The sequence below is a fragment of the Sphingomonas sp. G-3-2-10 genome (assembly GCF_012927115.1).
Lineage (GTDB): Bacteria > Pseudomonadota > Alphaproteobacteria > Sphingomonadales > Sphingomonadaceae > Sphingomonas.
This window is the reverse complement of the sequence record NZ_JABBFY010000001.1, coordinates 2,976,731-2,995,942: the sequence shown is the minus strand read 5'-3', so window position 1 is coordinate 2,995,942 and position 19,212 is coordinate 2,976,731. Positions and strand designations below refer to the sequence as shown.

Here is a 19,212-nt window from a genome sequence, read left to right as displayed (position 1 = left end):
GCGCAAACCCTAGCGCGCTCGCTTCGCCGCGCCAATTCCGGGTTGGGCGTATCCCGCTCAGCGGACCGGCACGAACTCGAGGTGGTGATAATCGTAGCTGAAGTCCGCCAGCGGCGAGAGCGCCTTCATCGTGACTCCGGTCACCTTGCCGTCCCTCACCGCGAAGCTGACCACCGCATCCTCGCCCGCTTCCTTCGCGAAGCGCGTCCGGAACGCGTCCGGGCCCCAAGGCTCCAGCACGCTCTTGAACACCGGCGTCGGGGTGAAGTCGATCGACAGCTTGCCGCCCTTCTCGCTGACTACAATGTCGCCATACCAGGGATCGCGATAGCGCCCGGCATAGGATTTGAGCGGCAGGCTCGGCGCACCCGGCGGGGCCTTGTCGATCCCGCCCGATACTTCGGCCAGCGCGTCTTCCTGCCCCTTCTTGGTCCGCGCGACATAGCTGCCGACCCAGTCGAACGCCGGCGCGCCGATCAGCGCATCGAGCAGCGCGTTGCGGATCCCGCCGGACACCGCATCCTCGGTATTGCTGAACACCGCGACGCCCACGCCCTTGGACGGGATCATCGCCGTCTGCGTCACCTGGCCCGACAGCCCGCCGCTGTGCGACACCAGCCGGATCCCGCGATAATCCTGCACGAACCAGCCCAGCGCATAGCTGCTGGTCACCGCGCGGGTCGGATTGGTCTCGGTCGGCCCGTCGCTCGATCCGACGATCGTCTGCGGCGTCCACATCTCTTTCGCCTGCGCCGGGCTCCACAGCAGCTTGCCGTCGGGCAGCTTGCCCCCGGCGAGCTGGACCTGCAGCCACTTGGCGATGTCGCTCACGCTGGCGTTGATCCCGCCCGCCGCGTCGATCATCGGGCTTTCGTCGGGCTGCATCACTTCCATCTTGCCGATCCCGCGCACCGGCGGCCCCAGCCGTGCGTGGCGCCCCACGACATTGTCGGTCTTCAGGTCGCCGCGCGTCGTCACCGCATCGTCCATGCCCAGCGGCTTGAGCAGCCGCGCCGAAACGAACGCACCCCAGCTCATGCCCGACACCCGCTCGATCAGCAGTCCCGCGACCAGATAAAGGATATTGTCGTAATCATAGCCGGCCCGGAATCCGCGCGCCGGCTTCAGATGCGGTAGCGCCTTGAGCACATCCGCCGCGACATGGGTCGATTCCGGAAAATACATCAGGTCGCCCGCGCCCAGCGGCAGGCCCGAACGATGCACCAGCAGATCGCGCACCGTCATCATCGCGGTCACGGCGGGATCGTGCATCCTGAACTCGGGGATATGCTTCACGACCGGGTCTTCCCAGCCGATCTTCCCCTCCCCGACCAGCAGCGCCAGCGCGGCGCCGGTAAAGCTCTTCGAGTTGGACGCGATCCCGAACCGGGTATGCGTATCGACGGCCGCGGGCTTGCCCATCGTCCGCACGCCATAGCCCTTGAGGAACGGCGCCGCCCCCGGCCGCACGATCGCCACCCCGATCCCCGGCGTCTCGAACGCCGCCATGAACGGCTTCACGATCGCATCGACGCCCGCTTCGTCCAGCTCGGCCGCGGCAGCCCATGCCCATGACGGGATCGCGGCCAGCGCCGTCGCGCTCAACCCGAACGCAAGCGCCTGCCGCCGACTGACCTGAAATCCGCTCATTCTATGCTCCCCGCCGGACGCGATGCGTGGATGCTAGCCGGGAGGGCAAGGCAGGACCATCCCCATCCACGCCGTCGCCCTGAACTTGTTTCAGGGTTCATCGTGCGGCAGGCAGCGCAATCGTTTGCGGAGCGATTGATGCTGAAACTAGTTCAGCATGACGGCATCAGAAAAGGTTCCGAGAACCGATCAGGCCTCCAGCTCGACGTCCCAATACAGCCAATCATGCCACGTCTCGTGCAGATGCCCCGGCGGGAAGCGCCGGCCATGTTCCTGCAGGTGCCAGCTGGTCGGGCGGATCGGCTGGATGTGGAGCGGCATCGCGGCCTGTTTCGGGGTGCGTCCGCCCTTGCGGAGATTGCACGGCGCGCAGGCGGTGGCGACATTTTCCCAGGTGGTGCGTCCGCCCTGGGCGCGGGGAATGACGTGATCGAACGTCAGATCCTTCGGAGAGCCGCAATATTGGCAGACGAACTTGTCGCGAAGGAACAGGTTGAAACGGGTAAAGGCCGGGAATTGGGACGGTTTGACATATTGTTTGAGCGCGATGACCGAAGGCAGCTTCAGCCTCGCGCTGGGACTTCGGATCTCGCGCTCGTAGTGCGAGACGATGTCCACCCGGTCGAGGAACACCGCCTTGATCGCGGTCTGCCACGGCCACACGCTCAGCGGATAATAGGACAAAGGGGTATAGTCGGCATTCAGAACGAGCGCAGGGCAACTGTCCGGATGGCGGATCAGATCGGGATGGTACATGCGTGCGTCATGCCCCCTGTTGCTACGCCCGCTCCAGTCGCCCGGAAGCGTGACGCTGTCATGACAGCATATGCCGCGACTCGCGGTCAAGGGCCGGTTTGATGGTTATCCACACCCGATTCGCGCCAAGCCCCACCGGTCGGCTCCATATGGGCCATGCCTACTCGGCAATCCTCTCGCACGACTATGCCCGTGCACGGGGCGGCGTGTTCACGCTGCGCATCGAGGATATCGACGGCACCCGCTCGCGCCCCGAACATGTCGCAGCGATCCTCGCCGATCTCGAATGGCTCGGGCTAAGCTGGGACGGCGAAGTGACGTTCCAGTCGCAACGCCTCGCTTTGTACGACGCTGCGATGGACCGCCTGCGCGGCATGAGCCTGCTCTATCCCTGTTTCTGCACCCGTGCCGACATCGCCGCGAGCCTCTCCGCCCCGCACGGTCCCGAAGGCGCGCTCTATCCCGGCACCTGCCGCGGTCTCGAAGCGCCGGACCTGAGCAAGCCCCATTGCTGGCGGCTGGATATGGCGCGCGCGCTAAACTCCCTCTCCCCTTGTGGGAGAGGGAAGGGGCCCGCCCGCGCAGCGGGTGGGAAGGGTGAGGGGGACGTCGCAGGTCGAACTCCCCCTCACCCTTCCGCCGACTTCGTCGTCTCCCTCCCTCTCCCACAAGGGGAGAGGGAGTTATTCTGGCACGACCACGGCGTCCCGATCCCCGCCGATCCCGCCTCGCACGGCGATGTCGTCCTCGCCCGCAAGGACGCGCCCGCCAGCTACCATCTCGCCGTCACCGTCGACGACGCGGCGCAGGGCGTCACCCACATCATTCGGGGAAAGGATCTCTTCACCGCCACTCATGTCCACCGGCTGCTGCAGGCGCTGCTCGATCTGCCCACCCCCGAATATCGCCACCATGACCTGCTCACCGGCCCCGACGGCGCCCGCCTCGCCAAGCGCCACGGCGCTCCCACGCTCGAGGCGATGCGGCTTTGCGGCATCGACGGCCGGGCGCTGGCGGAGAAGCTTCGCCGCAGGGAGCTTCCGGTTGGAATCGCCGCCGCAAAGGACTAGAGGCGATTCATGCTGCTGTTCCTCTCGATCCTGCTCGTCGCCGCGGTGCTCGCGGTCCTGTTCGTCCTCATCAAGGGGCTGGTGAACATGGCCGGCACCACCACCGCCGATCTGGAAGGCGAGGGCATCAGCAAGCGCGCGCTCCGCTCGAACAAGCTGATGCAGCAGCGCATCATCCTTCAGGCCGGCGCGATCGCGATCATCGCCCTGATCCTGCTGATCATGTCGGCCGGCCGCTGATCCGCGGTCCGTGGTCAAGCTCAACAAGATCTACACCCGCACCGGCGACGACGGCACCACCGGGCTTGTCGATGGCTCGCGCGTCGCCAAGTCCGACGCGCGCATGGCCGCGATCGGCGATGTCGACGAAACCAATTCGGCCATCGGCGTCGCTCGCACCCATTTCCTCGATTCCGAGAGCTTCGACATGATGCTCGCGCGCATCCAGAACGACCTGTTCGATCTGGGCGCCGATCTCGCCACGCCGCTCGACGGCGATCAGACCTATGCGCTGCGCGTCACCGCCGCCCAGTCCGAATGGCTCGAACATTCGATCGACCGGATGAATAGCGCGCTCGAGCCGCTGCGCAGCTTCGTGCTGCCGGCGGGCGAGCCGGGCGCCGCCGCGCTCCATATGGCCCGTTCGATTGCGCGCCGGGCGGAACGCTCGACCGTCGCCGCCGGAGCGATCGCCGATATCCGTCCCGAAGTGCTGATCTATTTGAATAGATTGTCGGATTTTCTGTTCGTCGCCGCGCGCGCGGTGAACCAAAGCGGGGCTGGCGACGTTCTGTGGGTTCCGGGGGCGTCGCGCTGAACTATATTTGATGTTCCCGCCGGTTGACGAATTGGGTTTCGGCACCGATATGGAGAACATAATGCGAACGGATACTGGCCCGGCCCCGGCATCCCCCGCGCTTGCGCAGCGCTATGCGGCTACACGCACGCTCAGCGTCGATCTGGTCGCCCCGCTCTCCGACGCTGACGCCACGATCCAGTCGATGGACGATGCCTCGCCCGCGAAATGGCATCTGGCGCATATCACCTGGTTTTTTGAAACCTTCGTCCTGCGCGATCATGTGCCCGGCTATGTACTCCATGACGATCGCTTCCCGTTCCTGTTCAACAGCTATTACGAAGCCGAGGGGCAGCGCTATGCGCGTCCTCGCCGCGGCATGTTGTCGCGGCCGACGCTGGCCGAAATCCTCGACTATCGCGCCGCAGTCGATGCCGCGCTGATCGCTGCGCTGCCTGGCCTTCCTGCGGAGGCGCTGGCGCTGGTCGAACTCGGCATCAATCACGAGCAGCAGCATCAGGAACTGCTCCTCACCGATATCCTCCATCACTTCTCGGTAAACCCGCTCGAACCCGCCATCTGGCCCGGCGATCCCAAGGTTCCGGTCGCGATGCCCGGCCCGATCAACTGGATCGAGGGCCGATCAAGTGAAGCGCATGTCGGAAAAGATTTTTCCGCAATGGCGGTGTCAACCGTGTCAACCGGATCGGGCTTCACTTTCGATTGCGAAGGCCCCCGTCACCGGGTTCTCCTGACGCCCCACGCAATTGCCGACCGCACGGTGACCAATGGCGAATGGGCCGCTTTCATTGCTGATGGGGGCTATGCCGATCCGCGCCTTTGGCTCAGCGATGGCTGGGCGTGGGTCAAGACCAACGGCATCTTCGCCCCGCTTTATTGGGAGCGGCAGGGGGACGCCTGGACTCGCTTCGGCCTCGACGGCCGCCGCGGAATCGATCCTGCCGCGCCGGTGACGCATATCAGCTTCTTCGAGGCCGATGCCTATGCCAGCTGGGCCGGCGCGCGTTTGCCGACCGAGTTCGAATGGGAAGCGATGGCTTCGGCGCATGATCCCGATGGCGGCAATCAGCTCGACGCCGCCGGTCCGGTCGAGCCGCGCCCGTCGCCGGGCGGCCCCGCCTTTTTCGGCGATGTCTGGGAATGGACCGGCAGCGCCTATCGCCCCTATCCCGGCTTTGCGGCGGCCGAAGGTGCAGTCGGCGAATATAACGGCAAGTTCATGAGCGGGCAGTTCGTCCTGCGCGGCGGCAGCTGCGCCACGCCGCGCGGCCATGCGCGCGCGAGCTACCGCAATTTCTTCTACCCCCATCAGCGCTGGCAATTCACCGGCGTGCGTCTGGCAAGGGACGGTTGAGATGCTCAAGCAGGAAATCGAAGACGGCCAGTCGAGCCTCGCGGATCCCAATTTCCGCGCCGATGTGCTGAACGGCCTTGCCGCGACGCCGCGGGCGATCCCCGCGCGCTGGTTCTACGACCGGCGCGGTTCGGAACTGTTCGAAGCGATCACCGATCTGCCCGAATATTACCCCACTCGCACCGAAACCGCGCTGCTGCACCGGGTTGGTCCCGAACTCGGCGCGCTCGCCGCGCGCAATGCTGCGGTGGTCGAATTCGGCTCGGGCTCGTCGACCAAGACGCCGATCCTGCTCCGCGCGATCGAACCCGCCGCCTATGTCCCGATCGACATTTCCGGCGACTTCCTCCGCCAGTCCGCGCGCGAATTGTCGCAGGCGTTTCCGGGGCTGCCGGTCCATCCGGTCGAAGCCGATTTCCTTCGCCCCGTGCCGCTCCCGGTGCAGGTCGAGGGGCTGCCCAAGCTCGGCTTCTTCCCCGGATCGACCATCGGCAACATGAATGCGTGGCACGCGGTCGATCTGCTCCGCGCGATGCGCGAATGGCTGGGCGAGGGGGCGCGGCTGCTGATCGGGATGGATCGGGTCAAGTCGCCCGACATCCTCGTCCCCGCCTATGACGATGCGCAGGGCGTGACCGCAGCGTTCAACCTCAATTTGCTCGAACGGATCAATCGCGAACTGGACGGCACGATCCCCGTGGACGCCTTCCGCCACCGCGCCATCTGGAACGCCGACGCCGCCCGGATCGAAATGCACCTCGAGGCGCTCCGCGACATGCGCTTTGAAGTGGAGGGGCGTCCCTTCGCGATGCAGGCGGGCGAGACGATCCACACAGAGAACAGCCACAAATACGGTCCCAATGGCGGGCGGATGCTGCTCCGCGCCGGCGGCTGGACGCCGATCGCCGAATGGACCGATCCGCAGGACTGGTTCGCGCTGGTCCTGTGCGAGGCCCAGTCGATCCGCCGCGCGCCTTGATGGGGGGCTAGGCCGTCACTTCCATACCGCATCCGCGCGGTAGCTGGTCAGCCACAGGCCCGAGCGCCAGCACGCCCCCAGCTCGTTGGTCAGCGTCATGCGGAACCGCTCGCCGTCCCACACCCAGATCCGCGACGCGCCGCAGTCGCCGGCATTGTTCTTCACGCCGCTCACCAGCTCGCCATTGCTCCAGGCATAGTTGGTGATCGTCACCACCGGGGCGGCGTCCTGATTGTCCGGCGTCCGGTCGAACCGGGCAGGCGTCGCCTTGCCGCCGCGCACGGTGAAGACACGATGCTGCGTGTTGGTCGGTCCGGCCGAACAGGGCAGCATCGCCAGCACGGTCCGCGCATCCAGCCGGTGATAGACTGGCTTCAGATCGCCCGCGCGGCACCCGCCCTGATCGCTCAGCGTCCGCAGCGTCGCGGCATCCAGCGGCTTGGCGGTGCCGCGCGGCGGGCGGATCGCGGCGATGCGCGGCAGCGGCTGGGCGGCGGGCACCGTTGCCGCCGATTTCTTGCCCTTCGCCACCAGCGCGGTCACGCCATCGGCGCGGCCCTGCTGGGCGTCGATATAGCGCAGCATCGCCGACGATCCGGTCAGCGAGATGCGAGCCAGAACCTGCCGTCCCGATCGCAGCGACAATTCGCGCCCCGTCGCCATCGCCCGCGCCACGCCCTCGGCGGTCGCGCCGGTCAGCCGCACGCTGTCGCCGCGCAACATGCCCGTGGCCATCAGCTTGCCGTCGATCAGCACGTCGATGATCCCGCCCGTGCGCGCTTCGGGCCACAGTTCGATCGTCACCGCGCCCGCCGGACCCGGCTCGCGGCTCAGCCGCGTCTCACGATACTGGTCGGAATCCCGTCCCGCCGTCTGCAATGCGGTCGCTTCGCAGCGTTTCACATTGTCGCAATTGACTGCCCAGTTGCCGAACAGCTTTTCGGTCTCGGGCGCGGCGATCAGGGCGAGCAGGATGGTTAAGAACATCTTCCCCTCCATAGGGGAGGATGCGGCCAAGTCGATACGCTATTGCGCAACCATATTGGTACGCCACACGGTCAGCCAGTTGGACGAGCCGCGGCAATCGGGCATCGTCCGCGAACCGGCGAGGCGGAAGCGCGTGCCGTCCCACACATAATCGTCGCCCGCGCCGCAATCACCGACGCCGCGCCCCTTGGCATAGCTGCTCAGAATGCCGGTCTTCGCATCGAATGCGGCATTGACCAGTTCGGGACTGCCCTCGGTGCTGCTCATCCCCTCGGGCTTGCGATCGAACGGCGCGATCACCGCCTTGCCGCCGGAAAGGATGAAGGGGATGGTCGAATAATTATAGGCGCCGCTGCCGCACGGCAGCAGTACGAGCGTCTTGCCGCCGCCCAGCGCGAAGGTTTCGACCGCGGGCAATGGCCCGGTGCCGCCTTCATAAACGGCGCCGCACTCGGTCTGCTTGTCGAGCGCCTTGCGCAATGCCGCCGGCACCGGCTCGGGTCGGCCCGCCGGCCGCACGAAGCGGATTTGCGGGGCGGGAGCCGCCATCGGCACCGTGGTCGCAGGCTTGCCGCCCTTCGCGACTACTGCGGTGACGGTGCCCGCCCGGCCCTGTCCCGCATCGATGAAGCGCAAGGCGGCGGAGGACCCCTTGAGCGACACCAGCCCGATCAGCGTATCCGCAATGTCGGTGACATTCATCTCCTTGCCGTTCGCCATTGCTGCGACGATCTTCGCCGCATTGGCGCCGGTGAAGCGGATCAGGCCATTCTTCGGGACAGCGCCGGCGATGATCGCGGCGTCGATCCGGATCGACACTTCGCTGCCGTCCTCGGTGTCGGGCATCTGCACCTCGACAGTGAACCCGCCCGCCGGCCCCGGCATCCGCTCGACCGAGAAGGAGACTTCGTCATAGCCCGCCGCGGGTTCGGTCCCGTCGCCGGGGATCAGCGACGTCATCTCGCAACGCTGGATATTGTCGCAGCCCACCGCCCAGTCGCCGAAGATCTTCACTTCGTTCGGCGTGGCCGAATTCTGGAGCAGCAGGAGCGGGGCAAGGATAAAAGGCAGCATCGGCATGGCCAGACTCCTAGCGAAGCCAGTGTACGGCAGCTAGGAAGCCGCAAATTTCACGGGAGCACAAGCGATGAAGACGGTTGGCGTGATCGGCGCGGGTCAGATGGGCGCGGGCATTGCCCAGGTCTCGGCGCAGGCGGGGTATCGCGTGCTCCTGTCGGACGTCGATCTGGCGCGGGCCGAGGCCGGCAAGGCGGGTATCGCGAAGCAGCTCAACCGTGCGGTCGAAAAGGAAAAGATCTCGGCGGCCGATCGCGACGCGGCGCTGGCCAATATCGAGCCGGTCAACGATGTTTCGGCCTTCGCCCCGTGCGAACTCGTGATCGAAGCCGCGACCGAGCGCGAGGCGATCAAGCGCACGATCTTCGAAACCGTCGGCAAGGTGCTCTCGTCCACCGCGATCCTCGCCAGCAACACCTCGTCGATCCCTATCACCCGGCTGGCGCAGGCGTCGCCCGATCCGGCGCGCTTCATGGGCGTGCATTTCTTCAATCCGGTGCCGGTGATGGGCCTGATCGAGCTGATCCGCGGCCTCGCCACGTCCGATGCGACGGTCAAGGCGGTGGAAGCCTATGGCCAGTCGCTCGGCAAGCGGATCGTCCATGCCAATGACGCGCCGGGCTTCATCGTCAATCGCGTGCTGCTGCCGATGCTCAACGAAGCCTGTTTCGCGCTGGGCGAAGGCGTGGCGACGATCCCCGACATCGACGCCGCGGTCCAGCTTGGCCTCAACCATCCGATGGGCCCGCTGACGCTCGCCGATTTCATCGGCCTCGATACCTGCCTCGAGATCTGCCGCGTTCTGTTCGAAGGCACCGGCGATCCCAAGTTCCGCCCGGCGCCGCTGCTGATCAAATATGTCGAGGCCGGCTGGTACGGCCGCAAGACGGGCCGGGGCTTCTATGATTACAGCGGTGCCGAACCGGTGCCGACGCGCTAGAGCGGGAAGCAAAAGGGGGACGACTATGATTCGGCGGTTTCTGATCCTGTGCGCGCTGTTCTTCGCTGCGCCTGCCTTCGCGCAGGCGAACGGCCCGCTCAGCGCGAAGGATCCCGCGGCTTTCGCCGCGCAGCTCAGGGCGATGGGCTACAAGCCCGGCGAGATCGACAAGAGCAACGACAAATTTCCGGCGCTCATCTTCGAATATCGGGATTGGCCGATCAACATCACCTTCGGCGGCTGCACCAACGGCACCAATTGCCGTTACATCGTCCTGGTCGGCATCTTCAGCGATGTGCTCAATCCGCCTGCCGACTGGGTGGCGGAGCTGAACGTCGATTTCGACCTTATCAAGGTCTGGGTCGGCGACAATGGACGGCTGAGCTTCAGCGCGGGCGCGATCGTCGAGGGCTGGCCGCCCTCCGCGTTCAAGACGCTGGTGGATGAACTGATCAATGGCGGCGACGAGCTCGCCGACGAAGCACGCAAGGCGAAGCTGGTCAAATAAGGAACCGCGCCCGCTCCGCCGCGCGGAGCGGGTGACGCGCGGCCGCTATCCCGCGTGCGGTTCGGCGTCGGCCTGACGCTCCACCGCCCATCGCGCCAGCTTGTCGAACGGGATCGAGGCCATGAACGCCACGCCCGCCCGGCCATCGCGGATCCAGCGCACCGTGCCTCGGCGCGGATCGAGCCCGTGAATGCTCAGGATCACGTCGTCACCCGCGCGCAGGAAGTCGCTCTCGATCTTCGCGCCGCCTTGCGAGACGTCGATCAGCGTCACCCGCTGCGACTGGCCCTCGATCTGCAGGCTGGTCGGGCTGGCGATGCGCAGCCGCGGCATCCGCTGCACCGCGCCCGGTTCGCCGGTCGACGGCGCTTGCAGGACCTGAAGCACGTCGATCCGGTAGTCGAACCGGACGCCGGTCATCTCGTCGCGCGACCAGGCGACATGGCCCGGAATGAAATGGCCCGAGCGGATCTCGACCGTCACCCGCTCGCCGACGGGGAGCGCCTTGTGCAGGATGCCCATCATCCCGCCGGGCGAGATGTTGCGGATCAGGCACAGCGCCTCGAACGACCCCCAGCGCAGCGTGGCCGAGCGATAGACCGACAGGGTCGCGCGGTCGTCGCTGCGGCGTTCCGTCGGCGCGGTGTCGGTCGGCACGTCGGCGAAGGAGATTTCGGTCAGGTCGATGGCATCGTCCGCTGCGGCGGTCGCCGCGCTGATATGATGTTCGATCGTCACCGATGTCGCCGGCAGCTTGAGCACCGGCGAACGGCGCGGCCGTGCGCCCTGCCACGCGAAGATCGCGGCATTGCCGCCCCCGGGCACCGGATAGGCTTCCTTGAGGCAGTTGCGGATCCAGGCGGTTTCGTCCTCCGCCTGGCCAGCCATATTGTCCGGGTGGCTGTCCCGGTTACGCTCCTGATTATACACCCTGCTCGCTCCTCGGTTCCGTGAACCAGAGAGGCGCATTCCGGCCGAGGACCCTCGCGATCGCCGGAATACCGGCAACCGGATCATCGAAGAAACACGCGCGATCCCGCTCTCCGGCCAGAATATTTCTTGGCCGATACTGCCTCGCGCTGCGCGTTCTTGTGCTATTCTGCGGGCCAGCTCGCGTTAATTATCACGAGGCAATGTGCATCACCATGCAGGAACATGGTGAATTAAGCGTTACGCATAATATTCGCGAAGGTCAGGGAAGTAATAGCCCCGCCAGCGCCGCGCTCATCAGGTTGGCGAGGCTGCCCGCGATCAGCGCGCGAATGCCTAACTTGGCGATCATCGGCCGCTGGTTGGGAGCAAGACTGCCCGTTGCCGCCATCTGGATCGCGATCGAGCTGAAGTTGGCAAAGCCGCACAGGGCAAAGGTGATGATCGCCTTGGTGCGCGGCGCCATTTCGGTCATCCCGCCCAGATCGATGAAGGCCACGAATTCGTTGAGCACTACCTTGGTGCCGAACAGACCGCCCGCCTGCACCGCTTCGTTCCACGAGATGCCGAGGAGGTACATTACCGGCGCGAAGATGGTGCCGATGATCTTCTGGAAGCTCAGATCGGCAAACCATTGCGCCCAAGGCGCATTGCCGCTGGCATAGACGATCCAGTTGCCCGCGCCGCCCAGCAGCCCGTTGGCCAGCGCGACCAGCGCGACGAACGCCAGCACCATCGCGCCGACCGCGACGGCGATCTTCACGCCGGTCGACGCGCCGGTGGCGGCGGCCATGATCAGGTTCGCGGCGCGCTCTTCCTCGATGTCGTGCTCGACCGCCTTGATGACCTGCTCCTCCTCGGGCTGCGATTCGAGCGGAAGCTCGCCCGCGGGTGCTTCCTTGGTGTCCGGCATCATGATCTTGGCCATCAGCAGGCCGCCCGGCGCCGCCATGAACGATGCGGCGAGCAGATAGGGGAGCGACTGCGGCCCTAGGAAGCTGGCATAGGCCGCCAGGATCGTGCCCGCGACGCCCGCCATGCCCACGGTCATCACCGCGAACAGCTGCGACGGGGTGAGGCGCGCCAGATAGGGGCGGATCACCAGCGGCGACTCGCTCTGGCCGACGAAGATGTTCGCGGCCGAGCAAAGCGATTCCACCTTCGAGACGCCGATCACCTTCTCGATGCCGCCGCCCACCCAGCGGATGATGAACTGCATCACGCCGAGATGGTACAGGATCGACACCAGCGCCGCGAAGAAGATGATCACCGGCAGCGCCGAAATCGCGAAGGTGTTGCCGCCCAGCTCGGGCTTGGCGAGATTGCCGAACAGGAATTCGGTGCCGGCATGGGCATAGCCCAGCAGCGCGGTTACGCCGTTCGACAGGCCCTGGATCGCGTTCACGCCCACGCTGGTGCGCAGCACGAAAAAGGCGATCAGCGCCTGCAGCGCGAAGGCCGCGCCGACCACGCGCAGGTTGATCCCGCGCTTGTTGCTCGAAAACAGGAAAGCGATTGCGAGAATCGCCAGCACGCCGAATATGCCGATGGGGAAGCCGTTCATGCGCGAACGGACTCGATCTGGAACTGGCTGGCGCGCATCACTTCATTTCCCCCTGAACAAGCGGCGGAGATTGGCGCGGGGCGCGGTGCTTGGCAAGCCGTTGAAACCGCTTGGGGTCCGCAGGGGCTTTACGAGGCGGCGATTCTGGTTAGCGTTGCGTCATGGATACCCATTCTCCCGCGATCCCGCGCTCGATCTTCGTCCTTTCGATCTTCTATGGCGGCATGGTCTGCATCGCCGGCGTGCTCGGCAACAAGCAGGTCTCGCTCGGCCCCGTGTCGGATATCGGCAACTGGGTCGGCGTCGGGCCGCTCGCGGTCGAGGCCGGCATCTTCGCCTTCCTGCTGCTCGTCGCGGTGTCGAGCGCGGTCGCCGAACTGCATGGCCGCGCCACCGCCAACCGGCTGGTGATGTTCGGCTTCATTCCGCTGGTCGCGTCGATCCTGCTCTCCCTGCTGGTGCTGGCGCTGCCGGCATCGGCGCATATGGAGCCCGCGCGGCTGACCGCGTTCGAGCTGATGATGGGCGGCACGCCGCGCATCTGGGCCGGCGGCATCATTGCCTATGGCATTTCGCAGATTCTCAACGTGACCATCTTCAGCGTGATGAAGAAGGGCAGCGGCGGCCTGTTGTGGCTGCGCTCGGCGGTGGCGGGTGTGCTTAGCCAGATCGTCGACACGCTGATCTTCATCTCGGTCGCCTTCTACGGCGTGTTCCCGATCGGCGAGCTGCTGGTGGGGCAGATGGTGACCAAGGTGGTCCTCTCGATCGTGCTCATCCCGGTGCTGATCTACGCATTCGTCGGCATCGGCAGGGCGCTCGGTACGCGGCCTTCCTGAGCGCTTTGGCACATGCGGCGCCGGCCCGCTCCCCCACCCGGCCACCCAGCACGATAGTAACCTATGGGTGGCCGGGTGGGGGAGCGGCCCGGTGCCGCACCGAAACTCGCTCTTTCGCGAGTTTCGAAAGAGTCCTAATGCCCCGCGCATGACCAACAATGCTCCCGATCCGGCGCTGCTCGCCAAGGCGGAAACGCTCACCGAGGCGCTGCCCTATCTCCAGCGCTACAAGGGCGCGACCTTCGTCGTGAAATATGGCGGCCACGCGATGGGCGATCCGGAGCTGGCGCGCGATTTCGCCGAGGACGTCGTGCTGCTCAAGGCGATCGGGATCAATCCGGTGGTGGTGCATGGCGGCGGGCCGCAGATCGGCGCGATGCTCAAGCGTCTCGGCGTCGAATCGCAGTTCGTCGGCGGCCTGCGTGTCACCGACGCTGCCACCGCCGAAGTCGCCGAGATGGTTCTGGCCGGCAAGATCAACAAGGAAATCGTCGGCTGGATCGGCGAAGCGGGCGGCAGTGCCGTCGGCATTTCGGGCAAGGACGCGCAGCTCGTCGTCGCCGAAAAGGTCACGCGGACCGAGCCGGATCCCAATTCGGGGATCGAGCGGCATGTCGATCTGGGCTTTGTCGGCGATCCGGTTTCGGTCGACCCGACGATCCTCAACACGCTGGCCGCCGCAGGCTTCATCCCGGTCGTGGCGCCGGTGGCGCTCGGCCCGGGCGGCGCGACCTACAACATCAATGCCGACACGATGGCCGGCGCGATCGCCGCGGCGTGCAAGGCCTCGCGCTTCTTCCTGCTGACCGATGTCGCGGGCGTGCTGAGCAAGGACGGCGTGCTCCAGACCGATCTCGATCCGGCGGGCATCGCTGCGCTCAAGGCTGACGGCACCATCTCGGGCGGGATGATTCCCAAGGTCGAGACCTGTGTGAACGCAGTGCAGGCCGGGGTCGACGCGGCGGTCATCCTCGACGGGCGCGTGCCTCATGCGATGCTGCTCGAAATCTTTACCCGGCGTGGCGCGGGTACGCTGGTTCACGCCTGATCGGCCTGCGGGCGCCGGTCGCGATGTGAGTTACTCTTGTAATACACGTGGGGTTTCCGCTAGGCTGCCCCGCAAGCCCGTCTGTGGAGACCCGATTTGATCCTCGTCCTCTACCAAATCATCCAGGTGCTGCTGAACGTCGTCTGGTGGATCATCTTCGTCCAAGTCATCCTTTCGATCCTGATCTCGTTCAACGTCATCAACACCTATAACGACTTCGTCCGCTCGCTGTGGACGGGGCTCGACCGGCTGACCGAGCCGATGTACCGGCCGCTGCGCCGCATTCTGCCCGATGCCGGGCCGCTCGATCTGGCGCCGATGGCGGCCTTGCTCATCCTCTTCATCCTCCGAACGATCCTGGTTCCCGCGATCGCCAACGCCCTGATCTGATCCGATGCCCGATCCCTGTCCGTGGCGCATCGTCGCGGACGGGATCGTCATCGCGGTCCGCGTCACGCCACGCGGCGGGCGCGACGCCTTCGCCGCCGCGACGCCCGAACATTTCGCTGCCCGGCTTGCCGCCGCGCCGGTCGATGGCGCCGCCAATGCCGCGCTGATTCCCCTCGTCGCCCGGGCGTTCGGCGTGGCGAAGCGCGACGTGACGCTCCACAGCGGCGACACGTCCCGGCTCAAGCGCCTCCACATCGCCGGCGACCCGCAGGCGCTGGCGGATTGCGCGGCAAATCTCTATGGCTCGCGGCCATGAGTGCAGATCTGATCGACGGCAAGGCCTTCGCGGCCGGATTGCGGGCGCGTGTCGCCACCCATGTTCCGGGTTTCAAGGCCGCGACCGGCCGCACGCCGGGTCTCGCGGTGGTGCTGGTCGGCGACGATCCCGCCTCCGGGGTCTATGTCCGATCCAAGGGCAAGATGACTCGCGAAGCCGGCATGGAGAGCCTCGAGCACCGCCTGCCGGACACAATCACGCAGGATGATCTGATCGCGCTGGTCGATCAGCTCAACGCCGATCCGACGGTCGACGGCATCCTCGTCCAGCTGCCCCTGCCGCGCCATCTCGATGCCGAGGAAGTGCTGCTGCGGATCGATCCCGAAAAGGATGTCGACGGCTTCCATCCGGTCAATGCCGGCCGCCTCGCGACCGGGCTTCCCGCCTTCGTGCCCTGCACCCCGCTTGGCTGCGTCATGCTGCTCGAGGACCGGCTGGGCGATCTGTCGGGGCTCGACGCGGTGGTGATCGGCCGCTCGAACATCGTCGGCAAGCCGATGGCGGCGCTGCTCACCGCGCGCAGCTGCACCGTCACGCTGGCCCATTCGCGCACCCGCAATCTGCCGCATTATCTCCGCCATGCCGATATCGTCGTCGCCGCCGTCGGCCGCGCCGATTTCGTCAAGGGCGAATGGCTCAAGCCCGGCGCGACCGTGATCGACGTCGGGATCAACCGGGTCGAGGGCGGCCTGCGCGGCGATGTCGATTTCGAGAGCGCGGCGTCGGTCGCGGGCGCGATCACCCCGGTGCCCGGCGGCGTCGGTCCGATGACCATCGCCTGCCTGTTGCGCAACACATTGGTTGCGGCGCACCGCCGCGAGGGCGTGCCGCTCGACGAAAGGGCGATCTGATGCTGATGGCGCTGATGCTTCTCGCGGCTCAGGATCCCGAAACCGCGATCGAGGCCGAACGCGCCTTCAACCGCTCGACCCAGACCGAGGGGCAATGGACCGCCTTCCGCAAATATTCGACGCCCGACGCGGTGATCTTCACGCCGCAGCCGGCCAAGGCGCACGAAGTGCTGCCCAAGGCCGATCCGAAGCTGACCGTCCAATGGTGGCCCGCCGAAAGCATCGTCTCGTGCGACGGCTCGGTGGCGGTGAACACCGGCCCCTGGGTGCGTCCGAAGGGCGTCGGCTATTTCACCACCGTCTGGGTCCGCCAGAGCGACGGCCATTACAAATGGGTCTATGACGGCGGCGACGAACTCGCCGTGCCCCGCGCACTGCCCGAGAAGCCCGTGGTCCGCCGCGCGTCCTGCACCGCGCCGGGCGCCGTGGCGACGCGGATCCCGCCCGCGCCGCTCAAGTCGGACAGCGGCGCATCGGCCGATGGCTCGCTGGTCTGGTCGTGGCAGGTCGATCCGCAGGGCGCGCGCATCTTCGAAGTCCGCATGTGGAACGGCAAGCGCTTCGAGACCGTGCTGCGCGACGATGTGGCGGCCGCGAAATGATCGAGCTGTTCGTCTCCGCATTCGTCACCCTGTTCGTGGTGATCGATCCTCCGGGCTGCGCCCCGATCTTCGCCGGGCTGACCCAGGGCGCGACATCGGTGCATCGCCGCGCGATGGCCGTGCGCGCCGTGGTGGTCGCCGCGATCATCCTGTTCGTCTTCGCTCTGTTCGGCGAAGCACTGCTGCGCTCGCTCGGCATCAGCCTCGAGAGCTTCAAGATCGCCGGCGGCATCATGCTGTTCCTGATCGCGCTCGAAATGGTGTTCGAAAAGCGCACCGAGCGCCGCGAGGACCGGGCCGAGAAGATCAAGGCGTCCGAAGTCGCCGACGTGTCGATCTTCCCGATGGCGATGCCGATGATCGCCGGTCCGGGCTCGATCGCGTCGATCATGCTGCTGATGTCGCAGAACACCGGCACCGATCGCACTCTCGTGGTGCTCGCGGCTTTGATCTCGATCCTCGGCCTGACGCTGGCCGCGCTTTTGCTCTCCGCTCCGCTGATGCGGATCGTGGGCGCCAAGATCGAAGCGGTGATCTCGCGCCTGCTCGGCGTACTGCTCGCCGCGCTCGCGGTTCAGTTCGTCATCGACGGGATCCGGGCGAGCCTGATTGCGGGGCGGGCGGCGGGGTTACCGGCTTAGCATCGTCGGGCAGGTCGTAGCGGATCTTCCACAGCCGATACGGCGCACCCTCCGGCAGCGTGACCGGCTCAAGCCAGCCCGGTGCCTTGCCCGGCTTCAGCATCGTGTAGAACCCCTGCGGGCTGCGCGCGCGATACACCGTGGTCTCGGCCAGGTTCGGGCAGGTCAGCACATATTGCGCGCCATGCGCCTTCGCGATGGGACGGAACTGCGCGGCGGTGCCGGTGAACGCCTTGTGCACGTCGAGGATTGCGCGCCCGTTGCGGTGATACGGCCCGGCGATGGCGCTGTGCCGCGTCATCACGATCAGCCGCGGCCCCAGATCGACATGGGTGAACAGGATCGAGGGCGTCGGCAGCGCCTTGTCCAGCATCCGCATCGACGTCATCCGCGCGCACATGGCATTGGCGTTGTTGACTCGCGCGGTGCCCTTGGCCGCCGGCTTGTCCTCCTTGGGCAGATACTGGATCACATATCCGGCGAAGAGGCCCGACAGGATCAGGAACGCCGCGACCGGCCCGATCACGCGCACCACCATCCATTTCTGGCGCAGGCACCACGGCACGATGATCCACACCAGCGCCGTCGATCCGGCCACGCCCAGCAGCTGCGCCGCCGGGCCCGCGCGGACCTGCCACAGCAGCATCGCGCCGGCAAAGGCGGTGAACAGCGCGATCGCCGCCCAGCCGGCAACCTTCTCGCTTCCACGCCAGCGCCACGTCGCCGACAGCGCGCCGATGATCCCGATCACCGGCAGCGCTGCGATGGGGAAAGCGGTGTCCAGCGCGTGGCGATAGATCGGCCGCGCCTCGCGGACATTGTTGAGCCAGACCTGCTGCAATTCCTCCGAAACGCCCTCGGGCCGTCCCAGGCATTGCGGAAACATCCAGGCGAAGCCGCCCGCGATGACCGCGCCGGCCGCGACGCCCAGCCCAAGGCGGACCCAGCGATTGGCCGGGTTGAGCCGCGACAGCACGAACAGCAATCCGCCTGCCACGACCGTCACCGACAGCCATACCGGAGTCAGCGCGTCGCAGCGCATCGCCTGATTGGCGTTCGACGCGAACAGCGCAAATCCGATCGCGCTGCCCCCCGCCAGCGTGATGCCGTAAACCTGCATCCGCCGCGCATCGCCGGCATCCCACACCCAGCGCAGCGCGATGATCGCTCCGGCCATCGCGCAATAGGGCAGCATTTCCAGCCCGATCGTCAGCGACACCGCGCTCGATATCCCCACCGTCGCGCCGCCGCGCGCGCGGCGCGGATCGGCGAGGCCTGCGACGGTCATCGCCAGGCAGGCGAGCTGCCAGCCATGATGGTCGATCCGCATCGGCGCATACATCATGATGGTCGAGGTGCAGGCGAGCACCAGCACGACCAGTGCGACCGGCCAGGCCTGCGGCGCGATCAGGCGGCGCACGGTCAGCGCCACGCCGATCATCGTCACCGCCAGCGGCAGCATCGGCGCGATGCCGCACGCCCATTTCTCCGCCTGCGCCGTGCCGATGAACGGCTGGAGCAGCAGGATCAGCCCGGCGATCGGCAGGTCGACGAGGCGCGACCAGTGGATGTTGAACCCGCCCAGCGCCGGATCGAGCCGGTAGTTGGTCAGATCGTACCAGCCTTGTCCGGCCAGCAGCGCGCGGACCTGCATCAGCCGCATATTGTCGTCGGTATCGCCCAGGGCCAGCCACTGGATATTGGCGTTGCGATCCCACAGGAAATACGCGCACACCGCTACCCAGAACAGCAGGGCCCAGTTGAGCCAGTGCCTGTCCAGTTCCTGCGCAATCCGATAGTCGCCGTATTTACCGAGCTTCAAAACCGCTTCCCCTATCCCGTGCAGAGCTTTAGTGCGCACGGCGGCCAAGA

21 protein-coding genes are annotated in these 19,212 nt (G+C 66.4%); 14 read left to right on the top strand and 7 right to left on the bottom strand.

Annotated features, from left to right (window positions below):
- Window positions 1–57: 57 nt before the first annotated feature.
- Window positions 58–1,650, bottom strand: coding sequence for a serine hydrolase (locus tag HHL13_RS15070; RefSeq protein WP_169556434.1), 1,593 nt, complete (start codon window positions 1,648–1,650; stop codon window positions 58–60).
- 189 nt (window positions 1,651–1,839) lie between these two features.
- Entirely contained in the window at window positions 1,840–2,406 is a 567-nt protein-coding gene (locus HHL13_RS15065) for an HNH endonuclease (RefSeq protein ID WP_169556433.1), read from the bottom strand.
- A 101-nt stretch (window positions 2,407–2,507) separates the two neighbouring features.
- Between HHL13_RS15065 and gluQRS the strand changes: the two genes are divergently transcribed.
- From gluQRS to egtD, 5 genes are all read left to right on the top strand, one after another.
- Window positions 2,508–3,476, top strand: a complete 969-nt coding sequence (gene gluQRS / locus HHL13_RS15060; protein ID WP_169556432.1) for a tRNA glutamyl-Q(34) synthetase GluQRS — start codon at window positions 2,508–2,510, stop codon at window positions 3,474–3,476.
- A 9-nt stretch (window positions 3,477–3,485) separates the two neighbouring features.
- On the top strand, window positions 3,486–3,716 hold the full coding sequence (locus tag HHL13_RS15055; RefSeq protein WP_240953718.1) for a twin transmembrane helix small protein: 231 nt from the start codon (window positions 3,486–3,488) through the stop codon (window positions 3,714–3,716).
- A 10-nt stretch (window positions 3,717–3,726) separates the two neighbouring features.
- On the top strand, window positions 3,727–4,293 hold the full coding sequence (locus tag HHL13_RS15050) for a cob(I)yrinic acid a,c-diamide adenosyltransferase (RefSeq protein ID WP_169556431.1): 567 nt from the start codon (window positions 3,727–3,729) through the stop codon (window positions 4,291–4,293).
- A gap of 61 nt (window positions 4,294–4,354) precedes the next feature.
- Complete coding sequence (gene egtB / locus HHL13_RS15045; protein ID WP_169556430.1) at window positions 4,355–5,647, top strand: ergothioneine biosynthesis protein EgtB; 1,293 nt, start codon at window positions 4,355–4,357, stop codon at window positions 5,645–5,647.
- Window position 5,648: 1 nt separating this feature from the next.
- Window positions 5,649–6,626 carry an L-histidine N(alpha)-methyltransferase gene (egtD, locus tag HHL13_RS15040; RefSeq protein WP_169556429.1) on the top strand — a complete coding sequence of 326 codons (978 nt, stop codon included), beginning with the start codon at window positions 5,649–5,651 and terminating at the stop codon, window positions 6,624–6,626.
- A 15-nt stretch (window positions 6,627–6,641) separates the two neighbouring features.
- On the opposite strand, the gene HHL13_RS15035 is transcribed toward egtD, so the two are convergent.
- Window positions 6,642–7,613 (bottom strand): DUF1176 domain-containing protein, encoded by a 972-nt coding sequence (locus tag HHL13_RS15035; RefSeq protein WP_169556428.1) that lies wholly within the window; start codon window positions 7,611–7,613, stop codon window positions 6,642–6,644.
- Window positions 7,614–7,652: 39 nt separating this feature from the next.
- The gene (locus HHL13_RS15030) at window positions 7,653–8,693 is read right to left on the bottom strand and encodes a DUF1176 domain-containing protein (RefSeq protein WP_169556427.1); all 1,041 of its coding nucleotides are present in this window, start codon (window positions 8,691–8,693) and stop codon (window positions 7,653–7,655) included.
- A gap of 67 nt (window positions 8,694–8,760) precedes the next feature.
- Here HHL13_RS15030 and HHL13_RS15025 point away from each other — a divergent pair, with 67 nt between their 5' ends.
- Both HHL13_RS15025 and HHL13_RS15020 read left to right on the top strand, forming a co-directional pair.
- A complete protein-coding gene (locus tag HHL13_RS15025; protein ID WP_169556426.1) occupies window positions 8,761–9,630 on the top strand; it encodes a 3-hydroxybutyryl-CoA dehydrogenase in 870 nt (289 codons plus the stop codon).
- 25 nt (window positions 9,631–9,655) lie between these two features.
- Window positions 9,656–10,138 (top strand): hypothetical protein, encoded by a 483-nt coding sequence (locus tag HHL13_RS15020; RefSeq protein WP_169556425.1) that lies wholly within the window; start codon window positions 9,656–9,658, stop codon window positions 10,136–10,138.
- A gap of 45 nt (window positions 10,139–10,183) precedes the next feature.
- On the opposite strand, the gene HHL13_RS15015 is transcribed toward HHL13_RS15020, so the two are convergent.
- Complete coding sequence (locus HHL13_RS15015; RefSeq protein ID WP_169556424.1) at window positions 10,184–11,068, bottom strand: PilZ domain-containing protein; 885 nt, start codon at window positions 11,066–11,068, stop codon at window positions 10,184–10,186.
- Between the two features lie 262 nt (window positions 11,069–11,330).
- Window positions 11,331–12,632 (bottom strand): nucleoside transporter C-terminal domain-containing protein, encoded by a 1,302-nt coding sequence (locus tag HHL13_RS15010; protein ID WP_169556423.1) that lies wholly within the window; start codon window positions 12,630–12,632, stop codon window positions 11,331–11,333.
- Window positions 12,633–12,793: 161 nt separating this feature from the next.
- On the opposite strand from HHL13_RS15010, the gene HHL13_RS15005 reads away from it, so the two are divergent.
- From HHL13_RS15005 to HHL13_RS14975, 7 genes are all read left to right on the top strand, one after another.
- Window positions 12,794–13,471 (top strand): queuosine precursor transporter, encoded by a 678-nt coding sequence (locus HHL13_RS15005; protein WP_169556422.1) that lies wholly within the window; start codon window positions 12,794–12,796, stop codon window positions 13,469–13,471.
- A gap of 148 nt (window positions 13,472–13,619) precedes the next feature.
- Window positions 13,620–14,519 carry an acetylglutamate kinase gene (argB, locus tag HHL13_RS15000; RefSeq protein WP_169556421.1) on the top strand — a complete coding sequence of 300 codons (900 nt, stop codon included), beginning with the start codon at window positions 13,620–13,622 and terminating at the stop codon, window positions 14,517–14,519.
- A 96-nt stretch (window positions 14,520–14,615) separates the two neighbouring features.
- Window positions 14,616–14,909, top strand: a complete 294-nt coding sequence (locus HHL13_RS14995) for a YggT family protein (protein WP_169556420.1) — start codon at window positions 14,616–14,618, stop codon at window positions 14,907–14,909.
- 4 nt (window positions 14,910–14,913) lie between these two features.
- Complete coding sequence (locus HHL13_RS14990; RefSeq protein WP_169556419.1) at window positions 14,914–15,225, top strand: DUF167 family protein; 312 nt, start codon at window positions 14,914–14,916, stop codon at window positions 15,223–15,225.
- Window positions 15,222–16,097: a bifunctional methylenetetrahydrofolate dehydrogenase/methenyltetrahydrofolate cyclohydrolase FolD gene (folD, locus tag HHL13_RS14985; RefSeq protein WP_169556418.1), complete on the top strand. Its 876-nt coding sequence runs from the start codon at window positions 15,222–15,224 to the stop codon at window positions 16,095–16,097. Before HHL13_RS14990 ends, folD begins: the two co-directional genes overlap by 4 nt.
- 5 nt (window positions 16,098–16,102) lie before the next feature.
- Complete coding sequence (locus HHL13_RS14980; protein ID WP_240953717.1) at window positions 16,103–16,699, top strand: hypothetical protein; 597 nt, start codon at window positions 16,103–16,105, stop codon at window positions 16,697–16,699.
- Window positions 16,696–17,340: a MarC family protein gene (locus HHL13_RS14975; protein ID WP_169556416.1), complete on the top strand. Its 645-nt coding sequence runs from the start codon at window positions 16,696–16,698 to the stop codon at window positions 17,338–17,340. Before HHL13_RS14980 ends, HHL13_RS14975 begins: the two co-directional genes overlap by 4 nt.
- Here the strand turns inward: HHL13_RS14975 and HHL13_RS14970 are convergent.
- Window positions 17,282–19,162 (bottom strand): AcrB/AcrD/AcrF family protein, encoded by a 1,881-nt coding sequence (locus tag HHL13_RS14970; RefSeq protein ID WP_240953716.1) that lies wholly within the window; start codon window positions 19,160–19,162, stop codon window positions 17,282–17,284. The genes HHL13_RS14975 and HHL13_RS14970 overlap by 59 nt on opposite strands.
- Window positions 19,163–19,212 lie beyond the last annotated feature (50 nt).